Here is a 14941-nt window from a genome sequence, read left to right as displayed (position 1 = left end):
GCAGGCGGGGTAACGCCGGCGTCACCGCCGGTGGCGCAGGCGCCGGCGCAGGTCGTAGAAGCCGTTGCTGGACAGCCCGTAGAAGATCGGCAGCAGCAGGAGCACCACCAGCGCCGCCGGCACGCTCAGCAGCACGCCCACCAGACCGGCGATCGCGTACGCGAGCACGCCGAGCAGCGCCCGGACGCGTTCGGCCTCGAAGAACCGGGCGGGGACGTGCGCCTCCAGCAGTTCCCGGTGCCGGCTCAGGTAGTGGTAGAGCCACAGCCAGGTCACCGACAGGATCACGCCGACCAGCGCGTACGCGGACACGGCGACCCGCTCGTCGAAGACGTCGCCCTCCTCTACGGCGCGGGAGACGAGCGCGGTGACGAACGGCAGCAGTGCCACGCTGAACAGCACGCCGAGGTTCGCCCAGTGCAGTCCCCGGTCGGCGCAGCGGACCCGGTGGAACGTCCCCTTGTGGTTCAGCCAGTTGACCGCCACGTACAGGTAGGACGTGACGTAGGCGAGGTAGACCGGCCACTGGTCGAGCAGCGCGCGCAGCATCCCGCCCGGCGCCGTCTCGGGCACCCGCAGGTCGAGCACCAGCAGCGTGATGACGATGGCGAAGACCGCGTCGCTGAACCCGATCGCCCGGCCCGTGTCCGAACGCATCCCGGCGGCCTCGGTGTCCCCTTCGGCCGTCATCCGCACCTCCGCCTGCCGGCGCGGGCGGCCGGCGACCCGGCGGGCATACCCGCTGAGCGGGTGTCCGTGCCAGGTGGCCCGGCACGGACGCCCGCGGGGTCAGCGCTCGGCAGCGACCAGCTCGGCGAGCTGCACGGCGTTCAGCGCCGCGCCCTTGCGCAGGTTGTCGTTGGCGCAGAACAACGCGAGCCCGTGCTCGACGGTCTCGTCGGCCCGGATCCGGCCGACGTACGTCGGGTCCTGCCCGGCCGCCTCCAGCGGCGTCGGCACGTCGCGCAGCGCCACGCCGGGCGCGCCGTCGAGCAGCTCGCGGGCCCGGGCCGGGTCGATCGGCCGGGCGAACCGGGCGTTGATCTGCAGCGAGTGGCCGGTGAAGACCGGGACGCGCACGCACGTGCCGGAGACCTTGAGGCCGGGGATCTCCAGGATCTTGCGGCTCTCGTTGCGCAGCTTCTGCTCCTCGTCGGTCTCGAACGAGCCGTCGTCGACGATCGAGCCGGCGAGCGGGAGCACGTTGAACGCGATCGGGCGGGCGAACGAGCGCGGCGCCGGGAACTGGACCGCCGACCCGTCGAAGGCGAGCCCGGCGGCGTCCTCGGCCACCTTGCGTACCTGCTCGTCCAGTTCCGCCACGCCGGCCAGGCCGGCGCCGGAGACCGCCTGGTAGGTGGCGACGACGAGGCTGACCAGCCCGGCCTCGTCGTGCAGCGGGCGCAGCACCGGCATGGCGGCCATCGTGGTGCAGTTCGGGTTGGCCACGATGCCCTTCGGGCGGTCCGCGATCGCGTGCGGGTTGACCTCGGCCACCACCAGCGGCACCTGCGGGTCCATCCGGAACGCCGAGGAGTTGTCGATCACCACGGCGCCGGCCTCGGCGACCCGGGGAGCCAACTCCTTCGCGGTGGCCTTGCCCGCCGAGAAGAGCACGATGTCCAGGCCGCGGTAGTCCGCGGTGGCCGCGTCCTCCACGGTGACCTCGCCGTCGCGCCAGGGCAGCGTGCGCCCGGCCGACCGGGCCGAGGCGAACAGGCGCACCTGCTCCGCCGGGAACTCGCGCTCCGCCAGCACCTGCCGCATGACGCCACCGACCTGGCCGGTGGCTCCCACAATGCCGATCCTCATGCCCGCGAGGCTACCCAGCCGGGCGGTGCGGGTGGGAAACGTTTCCCACCGCGCGGATGCGGGGCGACGGGAATCACAGGCCCGCCGCCCCGTCCGGTCACGCGTGGTCGACCACCTCGCCGAGACCGCTGGCAACCAGCTCGTCCCGGATGACCGCCGCGTCCCCCTCGATCACCATGGTCAGCGACTCGGGGTGCAGGTAGGTCGCCGCGGCGGCGGAGACGTCCTCGACGGTCGCCGCGAGCAGCTGCTCCCGCAGCCGCGCGTGGTAGTCGTCCGGCAGGTCGTGCACGACCAGCGTGGTCAGGGCCGCGGCGATCGCCCGCGGGCTCTGCAGTTCGACCGAGAGCTGCCCGGCCCGCCAGGAGCGCGCCACCTCCAGCTCGTCCTCGGTGACGCCGGTGAGCCGGGTACGCGAGATCTCGCCCACCGACTCGACGAGCGCCGGGGCGGTCACCGCGGTCTGCACGCCGGAGCTGACCGCGAACCGCCCGAACCGCCGGGACGAGGCGAAGTCGCCCCGGATCCCGTACGTGTAGCCGCGTACTTCGCGGATCAGGTGGTTGAGCCGGGACGTGAACGCGCCGCCGAGCACGGTGCCGGCGAGCGTCATCGGCACGTGGTCCGGGTGGGCGCGGTGCGGAGAAGGGTGGCCGAGCCGCAGCGTGGACTGCACCGAGCCGGGCCGGTCGACCAGGATGATCCGGCGCTGCCCGGCCAGCGGTACGTCGATCGGGCCGCCGCGTTCCACCGGGCCGCCGCCGGCCCCGGCGAACGCCGTCGCGGCGAGCGCGTCCAGGTCGATCCGCTCCAGGTCACCGGCGACGACGAGCGTGCCGGGGCGGATGAACCACTCCGAGTGGAAGACGGTGACGTCGTCGACCTCGAGCGCGGCCACGCTGTCCGGGTCGCCGTAGAGCGGGCGGCCCCACCGGTGCTCCGCGCCGAACAGCTCGGCCCGCAGCACCGCGTCGGCGCGCGGGCCGGGGTTGGCCCAGTCCATCCGCAGCGCTGTCGCCTCGTCGTCGCGTACGCGCCGCACGTCGGCCGGGTCGAGCCGGGGCGTACGGACCGCCTCGGCCAGCAGCTCCACGGCGGCGGTCAGCCGGTCCACCGGCACCTGCACGCTCACCTGGAACGAGTCCCAGTCCAGCCCGGTCGACAGCTCGGTGCCGAGCGCCTCGATGGCCAGCGCGTACGCGGTGGCGTCCCGCTGCGCGGTGCCCTCCTCCAGCGCCTTGGCCAGCACCGCGCCGAGGCCCTCCTTGCCGACCGGCTCCCGGCCCGCGCCGCCGTCGAGCAGCAGCAGCGCGACGGCGAGGTTCTGCCCGGGCAGGTGCGCGGCGACCACCTGACCGCCGGCCACCGTCCGCCGGACCACCTGCGGGAACCGGTAGGCGCGGGCGGCGCCGGGGCCGGGACGGGTGGCGATCAGCGACATCACTTCTCCTCGGGCAGGTAGGACAGGATCACCCGGTCGGCGGCGCCGAGCAGCTCGGCGGCCTGCTCGGCGATCTGCTCCGCGGTCACCGCGAGCCAGGCCGGCAGCCGGTCGGCCGCGCGCGCCGGGTCGCCGAACTGGGTGGCGTACCGGCCGAGCGTGTCCGCCCGCCCGTCCACGGTGGACATCTGCCGCCACCACATGGTGCTCAGCAGTGCCTTGGCGCGGTCCAGCTCGGCGGCGGTCACCGGCACCGTGGCCAGCTCGTCGACCACCTCGGCGAGCCCGTCGCGCAGCCGCTCGGCGCTCACCCCGGGCCGGGCCGTGGCGGTGGCGATCAGCGGGGCGGGCGCGTGCGCCAGGTCCACCCCGTACGCGCCGACCAGGTCCGGCTGGGCGATCCGCTCACCGTCGGCGAGCCGCTGGTAGAGCCGGCTGCCCCGGCCGCTGCCGAGCACCGTGGCCAGCACCGTCGTCACGTCGTACCCCTGGGTGCCGAACGGGTGGGTGCGGTGCGCGACGTAGACGCGGGGGGCGGGCACGTCGGCGGTGACCGTCTCCACCGCCGGAGCGCCGGTGGCGGGCACCGTGCGGCCGTCCGGCGCGGCCGGGATGTCGGCCCGCGCGGCCAGGCCGCCGAAGTACTTGTCGGCGAGCCCGAACACCTCCGCCGCTTCGGTGTCGCCCACCACGGTGAGGACCGCGTTGTTCGGCGCGTAGTAGGTGCTGTGGAACTCCTGGAAGGTGGCCAGGTCGGCGGCGTTCAGGTCGGCCATCGACCCGATCGTCGCGTGGTGGTACGGGTGGCCCGGCGGGTAGAGCAGCGGCAGCAGGCGCAGCCACGCGTCGCCGTACGGCACGTTCTCGTAGCGCTGGCGGCGCTCGTTCTTCACCACGTCGCGCTGGTTGTCCAGCGTCTCCTGGGTCAGCGCCGGCACCAGCCCGCCCATCCGGTCGGCCTCCAGCCAGAGCGCCAGTTCCAGGTGCTCGGCCGGGACCGTCTCGAAGTAGTTGGTCCGGTCCGGGTTGGTGGTCGCGTTGAGCGAGCCGCCCGCGCCCTGGATCAGCTTCATGTGCTCGGTCTTCGCCACGTTCACCGAGCCCTCGAACATGAGGTGCTCGAAGAGGTGCGCGAAGCCGGTCTGTCCCGCCGGCTCGTGGCGTGAGCCCACGTCGTACCAGAGGTTGACCGCCACGGCCGGGGCGGTGCGGTCCTCGCTCACCACCACGCGCAGGCCGTTGTCCAGTCGGGTCGTCTCGATCGGCCAGGGGAAACCGCTGTCGGGCATGAGACGACGCTATCCGATCCCGGCGGCGGAAAGGTGACACGCGCGCCGGAGCATCGTCGGTGCGCGCCGGGGTACCCGTGCGGGCATGGCCGCCACCGCACCCTCCGCCGTCGAGCGCGCCGCCGCCGCGCTGGCCCGGCTCCGGCACGCCCGGCTGCTGCACCCGGCCAGGCGCACGTTCGCCGGCGAGACCCGGATCTGGGGTACGCCGGGACCGCCGACCGGGGTGCCGCTGCTCGACCTGCCGGGCCGCTGGCCGGCCACGATCCGCCTGTCCAAGGGCGTGCCGACGCCGGGTGCCTGGCCGGACGTGCTGGGCGTGGCGTTACGGCTGCACCGCGACCCGGAGCCGCCGGTGGACCTGCTGTGGAGTTCCAGCGGCGCCGCGCCGGTGCTGCGGAACCTGCCGCTGCCCCGGCGGCGCTTCGCCGGGACGTACACGTCGATCATGCCTTTCCGGGCCGGCGGGCGGCGGCTGTTCCTGGCCGTGCTGGCCGACCCGGAGTCACCCGACCTGGGTCGCGGCCTGGCCGAGGCGGGCGCGGCGGTCGCCGCAGACGAGCCCCGCCTGGTGCTGGCGGTGGCCTCGGCGGTCGGCCGGTGGCGGCCGTTCGGCGAGGTACGCCTCGACGACGAGCGCGGCGCCGCCGAGGACGCCGCGCTCGCGTTCGACCCGATCGGCAACGTGCCGCCGGGGTTGCGTCTGGCCGGCCCGCTGGCCCGGCTGCGGAACGACAGTTACCGGGGTTCCCGCCGGGCCCGGGGCGCCGGGCTCAGTCGGGCGGCTCGACGGGGGTGACGGTCTGCTCGGAGGTGCGGTGCTCCAGCACCGTGTCGGGGGCGGCGTTCTGGTCCGCCTCGCGGATGTCGGACTCGGTGAGGATCGCGTCGGCCTGCGCCTCGGCGTCGTCGCTGCCCGCCGCCGCCTCCTCCGGCAGCAGATGCGCTCGGGACTCGATCCGTTCCTGGTCACTCGGGTCGTGGCTCGTGGTCATGCCGATCACATACCCCGCGTTCCGCACTTCGGAACGACAGCGGGCTTTCCGCCGCGCGTCGGGTACGCTGGCCGACGTGACGCGGTCGTATCGATGGTTTAGGCAGCCGGCTGGAGGAGCCGGTGACTCGACCATGAGCTGACGTCACCACCTCTTCGAGCCGGCCGGGCAGGGACTCTTTTCCCTGCCCTTTCGTATGCGAGCAGCCGGCTCGATCCCCCGGACCCGGCACGGGGGCACGGTCGGCGGAAGGAATCCCCACCGTGACCACGTCCCAGGACGCCCATCGGGTCATCGACCAGCGCATCGACCGTGTGGTGCCGCTGACCACCCCGGCCCTGCTGCACCACCACCTGCCGCTCGAGACCCCGCTGGCCGAGGCCGTCGTGGCGGGCCGCCGTGCCGTCGGCCGGGTGCTGGACCGCGCCGACGACCGGCTGCTCGTCGTCGTCGGCCCCTGCTCCGTGCACGACCCGGCCGCCGCCCTGGAGTACGCGGGCCGGCTGCGCGAGGCCGCCGCCCGGGTCGCCGACGACCTGCTCGTGGTGATGCGTGTCTACTTCGAGAAGCCGCGTTCGACTGTGGGCTGGAAGGGCCTGATCAACGATCCGGCGCTGGACGGCTCCGGCGACGTGAACACCGGTCTGCGTACCGCGCGGGCGCTCCTGCTCGACGTGCTGCGGCTGGGCCTGCCGGTGGGCTGCGAGTTCCTCGACCCGATCACCCCGCAGTACATCGCGGACACGGTGGCCTGGGGCGCGATCGGCGCGCGGACGGTGGAGAGCCAGGTGCACCGGCAGCTCGCCTCCGGGCTGTCCATGCCGATCGGCATGAAGAACCGCCCGGACGGCAGCATCGCCACCGCCGTGGACGCGATCCGGGCAGCAGGGGTGCCGCACGTGTTCCCCGGCATCGACGTCTCCGGCACCCCGGCGATCATGCACACCCGGGGCAACGCGGACGGGCACCTGGTGCTGCGCGGCGGGGGCGGCCGGCCGAACTACGACGCGGAGTCGGTGGCCGGGGCGCTGGAGCTGCTGCAGGCCGCGGGCCTGCCGGAGCGGGTGGTGGTCGACGCCAGCCACGCCAACAGCGGCAAGGACCACCGCAACCAGCCGCTGGTCGCCGCCGACGTGGCCGCGCAGCTCGCCGCCGGCCAGCGCGGGATCGCCGGCATCATGCTGGAGAGCTTCCTGGTGCCCGGCCGGCAGGATCTGGACCCGACCCGGGAGCTGGCGTACGGCCAGTCGGTCACCGACGCCTGCATCGGCTGGGACACCACGGCCGAGGTCCTGGAGCACCTGGCCCAGGCCGTCCGGGCCCGCCGGGCCACGCTCCCGGCCCGGGCCTGAGCGGGGTTGGGGCGGGTTTGACCGGTTCGGTGCCGGGTAGGTGGTCGGCGTGACCGATGACGCGCCCGTGACCGAGCAGCCCGACACGCGGCCGCTCGACGACCTGCTCGACGACATCTACCACGGCCAGGAGCGGATCACCCAGGCGGACATCTACCGCCGGGCGGTGGCCGCCGAACTCCCCGCGGAGCTGCTCACCCGGATCGCCGCGCTCCCCCAGGGCGAGTACGCGGCGGACGAGGCGGCCGATCTGCTGGGCGGCACGGTCGCCTGAGCCCCGCCGACGAGAGGACGCGAGATGACCGACCGCAACCCCGACCACGAGCACCTGGCGGCGCTCGGCCAGCCCCCGGAGGGCGTCGACACGCTGCCGGAGCCGGACTTCGCCAACGAGCACGACCGCACCGCCGTGGACCGGGACGTCGTCACCGGCGAGGACGAGGACGAGCGGGAGCCGGAGGCGTCGCGCGGCTGGGCCGGCGAGGACCACGGCACCACCCCCACCTGACGGTGGGAGACACGGAAAGGGGGCCGGCGCGTGCCGGCCCCCTTTCGTGTCCACGTCTCACGCCTCGTGGCGACCGCCCTCGGCCGCCTGCTGGGCGACCGCGTACCCCATCTGGAGGAAGTCGGAGGCGGCCACCGCGGTCAGCGCGGTGGCGACCAGCCGGGTCAGCCGGGGCGCCAGCACCAGGCCGCCGGTGAGCCCGGTGGCCACCCAGACCGCCAGACAGAACGGGCAACTGACCAGCTCGCCGAGCGCGTGCCGGGTCGGGCTGCCCTCGTCGCGGACCTGCTCCATCACCTCGCCGCTGCCGATCGGGTGGTCGTAGCGGGTGAACGGCGCCCGCAGCGGACTGGTGATCGCGTCCTTGGACAGCAGCCGGCTGAGCTTGTGCGTGGCGATCGAGAGCAGCACCACGTCCGCCGGCGTGGGCCGCTCGGGCACCGGCCGGCCGGTCGCCCGGACCAGGCCGACGAGCGCGGCGGTCACACCCGCGTACGTGCCCATCGCCTTCAGGTAGCCCTCCAGCGGCCGATGCTCGTGCGGCGCGTACGCCTGGCGCAGGCGCGCCACCTTCTGCTTCAGGCCACTCCCGGTCAACCCGGCCTCCTCGTGCTCGTCGTGCGGGCCGGGCTCAGCCGGCGGTCAGGTTGTCGGCCACCTCGCGGTCGAGGTTGGCCAGGATCTCGTCGGCCAGGTCGTGGTCCGGCCCGGCCAGGTCCAGCCGTACCCGGGCGCCGCCCGCGCCGGCCGGCTCCACGTCGATCTCGGCGGACCAGTCCGCGGCGCTCCACCGGGCCCGCATGTCGTCGGCGTCGACGACCTCCACCCGGCAGGTGCCGGAGGTGCGCAGCCGCTCGGGCAGCCAGGCCGAGGAGCGGTCCGGATCAGTGGCGGTGTTGAACACCACCTCCGGCGGCGCGGACATGCCGCGCTCGGCGTGGCTGGCCATCAGGCGTCCCGCAGCCGGCTCGGGTCGACCTCCCGGCCGGGGTGCCGGGCCAGGTATTCCGTCTCCAGCTCGGCGGTGCGCCGCAGGTGGTTGGCGAGCGCCGAGTCGGTGGCGTGGCGCAGCGTGTCCAGCCGGGTGCGGTGCAGGCTCTGCATCTCCCGGACCAGGTCCTCGTCGCCCAGCTCCACCGGGTCCACCCCGAGCTGCTCGCCGTCGACGGTGCGGGCGTGATCGCCGTCCCACTCCGCGACCCGCTGTTCCGGGCTCGCGTCCCGGCGTACCGATTCGGTCATCGTCGCCCCCTCGTCTCGTTCGGGTTGGCACCTGTTCGGATGCCCAGCGGGCGTGCCACCAAACCACCGCCCGGACTACGACGCCGTGTCGGAGAAGCCCGGCGGTCCCGGTACTCTCGTGGGCATGAATCGGCTCTGGACACCGGCGTGGATCGTCCGCCACGTGGCCATGGTCGTGCTGGTGGCGGGTTGCCTCGGGATGGGCTGGTGGCAGGTCACCCGCGCCGCCGGGGGGAACGCGATCAGCTTCGGTTACGCGATCGAGTGGCCGGTGTTCGCCGGTTTCGTGGTCTTCGTCTGGTGGCGTGAGGTCCGCCAGACGCTGCGCGCGACGCCGCCGGGCGACGCGCAGCCGGCGGCCGATCCGGCGCCGTCGGCGGCTGCCGGCACCGCGCCGGTCGCCACCACCCCTGCGGTACGCCGGCCGGTGCGCGTCGTGCGGACGCCGGCCGCCCCGGCCGACGGGGCGGACGACGCCGAGCTGGCCGCGTACAACAGCTACCTATCCTGGTTGAACGCCAATCCGGGCGCCCGGCCCGGCGACTATCCCGGCTGAGGCCGGTGCGGAAGGACGGACGACGGTGGGCGGAGCCCTTACCCGGTACCGCGTGATCGCCTGGATCGTGGGCGTGGCGCTCGTGGTGCTGGTCCTGATCGGCATGCCGCTGAAGTACGGCTTCGACAACCCGAGCGTTGTCGCAGTGGTCGGCGTGGCGCACGGCTGGCTGTACATGCTCTATCTGGCGCTCACGTTCGACCTGTCGCGCCGGGCGAACTGGCCGCTGAAGCGGATGCTGCTGGTGATGCTCGCCGGCACCGTGCCGTTCGTCTCGTTCTACGCCGAGCGGCGGGTGAGCCACTGGGTGGCCGCCGAGGCCCGGCCGCGTACGCCGGAGCCGGTCGCGGGCTGACCGCCGGTCACCGGGCCGGCCGCCACGGCTCGGCCGCCGGCGGGTCGGCCCAGCCGCCCAGCCGCGCCGCCTCCCGGGCCCGCCCCAGCGCGCGGGCGACCTGGCCGAACTGCCGCTCGTCGTCGCTGCTGAACAGCAGCACCTCGGTGCCCCGGACCCGGCCCCACAGCTCGTGCGCCGGGGGCCGTACGCGGTCGCCGATCAGCACCAGCAGCATCGGCACCAGCCCGACGGCGCCGAGCAGGAGGTACGCCCCGGCGGTGAGCCGGTGCAGGCCGCCGGTGAAGCCGAGCAGCAGGCCGACCGCGGCGATCATCGCGGCGGACACGGCGACGGCCCGGATCGCGAGCCGGTCGTGCGGCCCGCGGTCGATCCGGAGCTGGGTGATCTCGGCCACCGGCCAGGTGTTGCGGCCGACGGTGAAGCGCTCGGCGGTGACGACGATGCCGGGCCGGGCGTAGAGCAGCCTGGGTCCGGCCGGTCGCGGCGAGCGGGGCGGCTGGGTGGCGGAGCGGTCGGTCTGCACGGCGGCCTCCCGGGAGCAGGGATCCCGTGGTGGGATTTCCCGTCCGGGCTTCATTGTGTTTGCCTCGCGCCACCTGACCTCGGGGTTTCGGCTGTCGCGGGGTCACCGGCCCGCCCGCGCCCGCCGGAAACAGAGAAAGATTTCCGTCTTTGTCATGACTTCGCCTGGCGTGGCCTGGCGACATCCGCCCAGAACGACGAATCGGGCGAGTCGCCTCATCCACCCACCGGCTCCCCCTCATCACTTTCCGCCACTTTGCCAACTTTCGCCCCTGCTTGAACTCCCGGCTACTGCGATCACGGGTTAGGTTGTCCAGGTCGGCCCGGTCGACAGCCGTCCACCCGGACGGCCCCGGGCCGGTGTCGCCGGGTCGCGAACGCGCCCGGCGACCGGTGGGAGAGGAGCTTTCCGCTCTTGTCGTCCTTACGGATGCTGCTCCGCTCGCTGGCGGTGGCCGGCCTCTCGGCCGCGTTGCTCGCCCCGGCGCAGGTGGCCCGGGCCGAGCCGACCCCCGCCGAGCTGACGAAGCAGATCGAGAAGTCCTCGACTGAGCTGGAGCGAATCGTCGAGTCCTACAACAAGCTCAACGAGGACATCAAGGCCAACAAGGCCACCGCGGCCAAGTTGGAGGCCCGCATCGGGCCGCTGCAGGAACAGGCCGAACGCAGCCGCGCCGATGTGGGCGTCCTGGCCGCGACGGCGTACAAGACCGGTGGCATGCGCACCGCGGCGGCCCTGCTGGACCCGGGCGGCCAGGCCACCCTGCCGGAGCGGCTGGGCACGCTCGACCAGCTCACCCGCCAGCGGCAGCGCACCATCAACAGCTTCACCGCCGACCAGAAGCGGCTGATCGACCAGAAGACCGCGCTGGACGTCACGCTCGCCCGGGAGGCGGCGCAGGCCAAGCAGCTCAAGTCCGCGAAGACGCGGATCGAGGCGGACCTGTCCGACCTCTACGAGATGCGGCGCAAGGCGTACGGGCGGGCCACGGAGGCACCTGGCAACCCCAGCTCGGCGGGCAAGCCGCCGGCCGTCTCCGGCGACGCCGGCACGGCGGTGCGATACGCCTACGGCGCGGTCGGCAAGCCCTACGGCTACGGCCAGGACGGCCCCGGCAGCTACGACTGCTCCGGACTGACGCTCGCCGCCTGGCGGGCGGCCGGGAAGTCGTTGCCGCACAGCGCGGCGCAGCAGTGGGGGGCCACCACGCGGATCAGCCGCAGCCAGCTGCAACCGGGTGACCTGGTGTTCTACTCCGGGCTAGGGCACGTGGCGCTCTACGTCGGCAACGGCCAGATCATCGACGCGCCCAGCGCCGGACGCAACGTCAGCAAGCGCGGCATGAACATCATGACGATCGCCGGCTACGGCCGGGTCTGAGCACCGCGAAGACGGCGAACGGCCGGCGTCCCCCTGTCGGACGCCGGCCGTTCGCCGTTCATTGTTACCAGGTCAGGCCGCCTGGAGCCCCTCCGCGCGAGCCAGCTCACGCAGCCGGCCGAGAGCCTGGATCTCCAGCTGGCGGATGCGCTCCCGGGAGAGCGAGAACCGCGACGCGACCTCGGTCAGCGAGTGCTCGCGCCCGTCCTCCAGGCCGTACCGGGCCCGCATGATGCCGGCGGAACGGTCGTCGAGGTGGTTGAGCAGACCCTCGATCCGCTGCCGCTCCAGGCCGGTGAGCACGATCTCCTCCGGCGACGGCGCGTCGCTGTCGGCGACCAGGTCACCGAGGTTGGTGTCGCCGTCGTCACCCACCGGGGTGTCCAGCGAGACGGTGTCCTGCGACCAGCGGACCAGCTCGTTCACCCGCTCGACGGTGACGCCGAGCGCGGTCGCGATCTGCTCCGGCTCCGGGTCGCTGCCCAGCTCACGGGTGAGCTGCCGGGCCACGTTGCGCATCCGGTTGACGTCCTCGACCAGGTGCACGGGCAGCCGTACGGTCCGCTCCTGCTGGGCGATCGCCCGGCTGATGGCCTGGCGGATCCACCAGGTCGCGTAGGTGGAGAACTTGAATCCGCGCTCGTAGTCGAACTTCTCGACCGCCCGGACCAGGCCGGTGTTGCCCTCCTGGATCAGGTCCAGCATGGGCATCCCGGAGCGCACGTAGCGCCGGGCGATCGACACGACCAGTCGCAGGTTCGCGCGGATGAACAGATCCTTCGCGCGCTCACCCTCGGCGACCAGCCGCTCCAGGTCCTCCCGGTCGGCGCCCTCGGGGATCCGGTCCTCTTCGAGCAGGTGCTCGGCGTAGAGGCCGGCCTCGATCGCCTTGGAGAGGTCGACCTCCCGGGCGGCGTCGAGCAGCGGCGTCCGGGAGATCTCGTGCAGGTAGACGCCGACCAGGTCCCGCTCCTCGGCGACCTCGTCGGTACGCATGCCGATGTTCTTGTCCACGATTGCCACGGTCCCCTCGCTCGCGCCGGTTGCCCGGTTCCTTGCCATCCCCACGTTCATCAGCCCTCCCCGTAACCTCCGCTGTGCCCGTAGGTGCTGACACCTACACAACAGATGTGACGCGTCGGGGATTCCATGTCGTGAGTCGAAACTGTCACGAATGCCTGAGTAGTAGCTGAGAGCCCGGTCCATGTTTCCTGTTACCGGCCCGGTTCGGGCGGCTCGCGGGCGCCGTTTTCGGCGCACACCGGAGCTGCGAAATCGCCGTTCGCCCATGGAATGGCACCATTGCCTGTTCCATGAACACAGCGAGCCGCGTCACCGAGTCGTTGCGATCCTGGTCACTGCGAGATACGCGCCTGGGGACCGGTCGGTTCAGCCATGCTCAAGGATTACCCTCCGCCTCGTTGAACAATCCGTGCGGGAGGAGTCGTCCCCCTCCCGCACGTGATACGCGTCGCACCCGCCGGGCGGATGCGCCGGGCGGATGCGCCGGGCGGGTGGATCGGGCGGACGGGGCGGGACGGACCGGGACGGGCCGGGCTCGCGGCCGGGGCCGGAGACGGTCAGGAGGCGAGCAGGGCGAGCGCGCCGCGTACCTGGTGGGCGGAGCGGGCCAGCGCGGCCCGGGCGGCGGGCACCTCCGCACCGGACACCAGCGCCACGAGCGCGGTCTTGAGGTCGCCGTCGGCCTCCCGCAGGGCGACCCGGCACACCTCCTCGGCGCAGCCGGTGGCCTCCACGAGAATCGAGATCATGCGGCCACGCAGTTTGGCGTTCGTCGCCACCATGTCGATCATGAGGTTCGAGTAGACCCGGCCCAGACGCACCATCACGGCCGTGGAGAACGTGTTGAGCACCAGCTTCTGCGCCGTGCCGGCCTTCATCCGGGTCGACCCGGTGACCACCTCCGGTCCGGTGTCCACACCGATGAAGACGTCCACCGACGCGGCGGCCTCGGCCTCCGGATTCGCGCAGAGCAGCACCGTACCGGCCCCCTGCGCCCGGGACGCGGCGAGCGCCCCGAGGACGTACGGGGTGCGCCCGCTGGCCGCGAGGCCCACCACGAGGTCGCCGGGGCGTACGCACTCGGCGGCGTCGGCGGCGCCACCGCGCTCGTCGTCCTCGGCGTCCTCGACGGCGCGCCACATCGCCTCCGGGCCGCCCGCGAGGTGCGAGCAGAACCAGTGCCGCGGCGAGTTGAACGTGGGCGCCAGCTCGGCGGCGTCGAGCACGCCGAGGCGCCCGGAGGTGCCGGCGCCGAAGTAGTGCACGCGGTGCCCGTCGCGCAGCGCGGCCACGGCCAGGTCGACGGTCTCGGCGATCTCGTCCAGCACCGCGGCGACGGCGGCCGGTACGCGCCGGTCCGCCTCGTTGATGACCGTGAGCACGTCCCGGGTGGACATCAGGTCGAGGTCTACGCTGTGCGGGTTGCGCCGCTCGGTCGGCGCGCCGACGCGCACCACCGGCCGTACCGCCGCCACGCCGTCCCGCTCCACCCGACCCGCCGTCATCCCCGCCTCCGCCCGGGACCGACCCGGTGCGACTGGACCGCCTCGGCGGTGGCCTCCAGGGCCTTCTTGGTCCGGGCCCGGCTGCGGGCGGCCACCCCGACGAAGAGGCAGTCGACCACTGTGAGCTGGGCCAGCCGGCTCGCTGTCGCGCCGGAGCGGTAGGTCGTCTCCCGGGCGGCGGTGGTGAGCACGTGGTCCGCGACCTCGGTGATCGGCGAGCGCGGGAAGTTCGTCAGCGCCACGGTGGTGGCACCGCGCGCCCGCGCCTGCTCCAGCACCTCGATCACGTCGGAGGTGGTGCCGGTGTGCGAGATGCCGACCGCGACGTCGCCGCGACCCAGCAGGGCGGCGGAGGTGAGCGCGGTGTGCACGTCCGGGAAGTAGAACGCGATGCGGCCGATGCGGTGCAGCTTCTGCTGGAAGTCGGAGGCGACGAAGCCGCTGGCGCCCGCACCGTAGACGTCGATCCGGCCGGCCGCGGTGATCGCCTCGACCACCTGCTCGCAGACCGCCGGGTCGAGCTGCTCGGCGGTCTCCTCGACGGCCCGGGCGTCGTTGAACGCGATCGTGGCGATGATCTGGGCGAGGTCCGCGCCCGGCGGGATGTCGCCGCCGACCACTCGGGCGTCCGGCGGCTCGACCCGGCGGGCGGCCTCGGCGGCGAGCCGGATCCGCAGCTGCGGGTAGCCGTCCATGCCGACCGAGCGGCAGAAGCGGATCACCGTCGCCTCGGACGTCTCGGCGGCGGTGGCGAGGTCGGTGATCGTGCGCCGGGCCGCATCCGCCGGATCGGCGACGACCAGCCGGGCCACCCGCTGTTCGGCCGGGGACAGCGAGGGCAGCAGGCCGCTGATGTGGACGATCAGTCCACCGGTCTCGTGACTCGCAGAAATCTTCGGACTCTTCGCCACGGATGAAACTTACTTTCACGAGGCGTGAGCGTCAACCATGACACCG

Annotated in this window: 19 protein-coding genes; 7 read left to right on the top strand and 12 right to left on the bottom strand. The window is 73.5% G+C overall.

What is annotated here, in order from left to right; genetic code table 11:
• Positions 1 to 21 precede the first annotated feature (21 nt).
• The 4 genes from OC439_RS15965 to OC439_RS15950 form a co-directional block, all read right to left on the bottom strand.
• A complete protein-coding gene (locus OC439_RS15965; RefSeq protein WP_262014091.1) occupies positions 22 to 690 on the bottom strand; it encodes a TMEM175 family protein in 669 nt (222 codons plus the stop codon).
• Between the two features lie 99 nt (positions 691 to 789).
• Positions 790 to 1812: an aspartate-semialdehyde dehydrogenase gene (locus OC439_RS15960; protein WP_262014090.1), complete on the bottom strand. Its 1023-nt coding sequence runs from the start codon at positions 1810 to 1812 to the stop codon at positions 790 to 792.
• A 97-nt stretch (positions 1813 to 1909) separates the two neighbouring features.
• Positions 1910 to 3253 (bottom strand): M16 family metallopeptidase, encoded by a 1344-nt coding sequence (locus OC439_RS15955; protein WP_262014089.1) that lies wholly within the window; start codon positions 3251 to 3253, stop codon positions 1910 to 1912.
• A complete protein-coding gene (locus OC439_RS15950; RefSeq protein ID WP_262014088.1) occupies positions 3253 to 4542 on the bottom strand; it encodes a M16 family metallopeptidase in 1290 nt (429 codons plus the stop codon). Before OC439_RS15950 ends, OC439_RS15955 begins: the two co-directional genes overlap by 1 nt.
• Before the next feature lie 85 nt (positions 4543 to 4627).
• Between OC439_RS15950 and OC439_RS15945 the strand changes: the two genes are divergently transcribed.
• Positions 4628 to 5341, top strand: coding sequence for a phosphodiesterase (locus tag OC439_RS15945; protein ID WP_262014087.1), 714 nt, complete (start codon positions 4628 to 4630; stop codon positions 5339 to 5341).
• On the opposite strand, the gene OC439_RS15940 is transcribed toward OC439_RS15945, so the two are convergent.
• Positions 5316 to 5537, bottom strand: coding sequence for a hypothetical protein (locus tag OC439_RS15940; protein ID WP_013288141.1), 222 nt, complete (start codon positions 5535 to 5537; stop codon positions 5316 to 5318). The genes OC439_RS15945 and OC439_RS15940 overlap by 26 nt on opposite strands.
• A gap of 254 nt (positions 5538 to 5791) precedes the next feature.
• Here OC439_RS15940 and OC439_RS15935 point away from each other — a divergent pair, with 254 nt between their 5' ends.
• Genes OC439_RS15935 through OC439_RS15925 form a run of 3 tightly spaced genes read left to right on the top strand, consistent with a single transcriptional unit; the run spans position 5792 to position 7397 of the window.
• Positions 5792 to 6889, top strand: coding sequence for a 3-deoxy-7-phosphoheptulonate synthase (locus OC439_RS15935; protein ID WP_262014153.1), 1098 nt, complete (start codon positions 5792 to 5794; stop codon positions 6887 to 6889).
• Between the two features lie 40 nt (positions 6890 to 6929).
• A complete protein-coding gene (locus tag OC439_RS15930) occupies positions 6930 to 7163 on the top strand; it encodes a hypothetical protein (RefSeq protein WP_018786980.1) in 234 nt (77 codons plus the stop codon).
• Between the two features lie 24 nt (positions 7164 to 7187).
• Positions 7188 to 7397: a hypothetical protein gene (locus tag OC439_RS15925; RefSeq protein ID WP_030502248.1), complete on the top strand. Its 210-nt coding sequence runs from the start codon at positions 7188 to 7190 to the stop codon at positions 7395 to 7397.
• Between the two features lie 57 nt (positions 7398 to 7454).
• On the opposite strand, the gene OC439_RS15920 is transcribed toward OC439_RS15925, so the two are convergent.
• From OC439_RS15920 to OC439_RS15910, 3 genes are read right to left on the bottom strand one after another with little or no spacing between them, the layout of a single operon-like run.
• Positions 7455 to 7994, bottom strand: coding sequence for a DUF1360 domain-containing protein (locus OC439_RS15920; RefSeq protein WP_013288145.1), 540 nt, complete (start codon positions 7992 to 7994; stop codon positions 7455 to 7457).
• A 34-nt stretch (positions 7995 to 8028) separates the two neighbouring features.
• Positions 8029 to 8346: a hypothetical protein gene (locus OC439_RS15915; RefSeq protein ID WP_135241714.1), complete on the bottom strand. Its 318-nt coding sequence runs from the start codon at positions 8344 to 8346 to the stop codon at positions 8029 to 8031.
• Positions 8346 to 8639 (bottom strand): DUF6158 family protein, encoded by a 294-nt coding sequence (locus tag OC439_RS15910; protein ID WP_030502251.1) that lies wholly within the window; start codon positions 8637 to 8639, stop codon positions 8346 to 8348. Before OC439_RS15910 ends, OC439_RS15915 begins: the two co-directional genes overlap by 1 nt.
• Before the next feature lie 124 nt (positions 8640 to 8763).
• Here OC439_RS15910 and OC439_RS15905 point away from each other — a divergent pair, with 124 nt between their 5' ends.
• Together OC439_RS15905 and OC439_RS15900 are read left to right on the top strand one after the other, a co-directional pair.
• Positions 8764 to 9195 carry a hypothetical protein gene (locus OC439_RS15905; protein ID WP_262014086.1) on the top strand — a complete coding sequence of 144 codons (432 nt, stop codon included), beginning with the start codon at positions 8764 to 8766 and terminating at the stop codon, positions 9193 to 9195.
• A 25-nt stretch (positions 9196 to 9220) separates the two neighbouring features.
• Entirely contained in the window at positions 9221 to 9550 is a 330-nt protein-coding gene (locus tag OC439_RS15900) for a DUF3817 domain-containing protein (protein WP_262014085.1), read from the top strand.
• Positions 9551 to 9557: 7 nt separating this feature from the next.
• Here the strand turns inward: OC439_RS15900 and OC439_RS15895 are convergent, their stop codons facing one another.
• Entirely contained in the window at positions 9558 to 10076 is a 519-nt protein-coding gene (locus OC439_RS15895; protein ID WP_194800675.1) for a DUF6232 family protein, read from the bottom strand.
• A 414-nt stretch (positions 10077 to 10490) separates the two neighbouring features.
• On the opposite strand from OC439_RS15895, the gene OC439_RS15890 reads away from it, so the two are divergent.
• Complete coding sequence (locus OC439_RS15890) at positions 10491 to 11456, top strand: C40 family peptidase (protein ID WP_262014084.1); 966 nt, start codon at positions 10491 to 10493, stop codon at positions 11454 to 11456.
• A gap of 72 nt (positions 11457 to 11528) precedes the next feature.
• On the opposite strand, the gene OC439_RS15885 is transcribed toward OC439_RS15890, so the two are convergent.
• From OC439_RS15885 to OC439_RS15875, 3 genes are all read right to left on the bottom strand, one after another.
• Positions 11529 to 12518 carry an RNA polymerase sigma factor RpoD/SigA gene (locus OC439_RS15885; protein ID WP_262014152.1) on the bottom strand — a complete coding sequence of 330 codons (990 nt, stop codon included), beginning with the start codon at positions 12516 to 12518 and terminating at the stop codon, positions 11529 to 11531.
• A gap of 518 nt (positions 12519 to 13036) precedes the next feature.
• Positions 13037 to 13984: an N-acetylmuramic acid 6-phosphate etherase gene (gene murQ / locus OC439_RS15880; RefSeq protein ID WP_135241720.1), complete on the bottom strand. Its 948-nt coding sequence runs from the start codon at positions 13982 to 13984 to the stop codon at positions 13037 to 13039.
• Entirely contained in the window at positions 13981 to 14895 is a 915-nt protein-coding gene (locus OC439_RS15875) for a MurR/RpiR family transcriptional regulator (RefSeq protein WP_262014083.1), read from the bottom strand. Before OC439_RS15875 ends, murQ begins: the two co-directional genes overlap by 4 nt.
• Positions 14896 to 14941: the final 46 nt, after the last annotated feature.

The organism is Micromonospora sp. Mcm103 (genome assembly GCF_024519755.1).
GTDB lineage: Bacteria > Actinomycetota > Actinomycetes > Mycobacteriales > Micromonosporaceae > Micromonospora > Micromonospora aurantiaca.
This window is presented reverse-complemented; position numbering and strand designations above follow the sequence as displayed.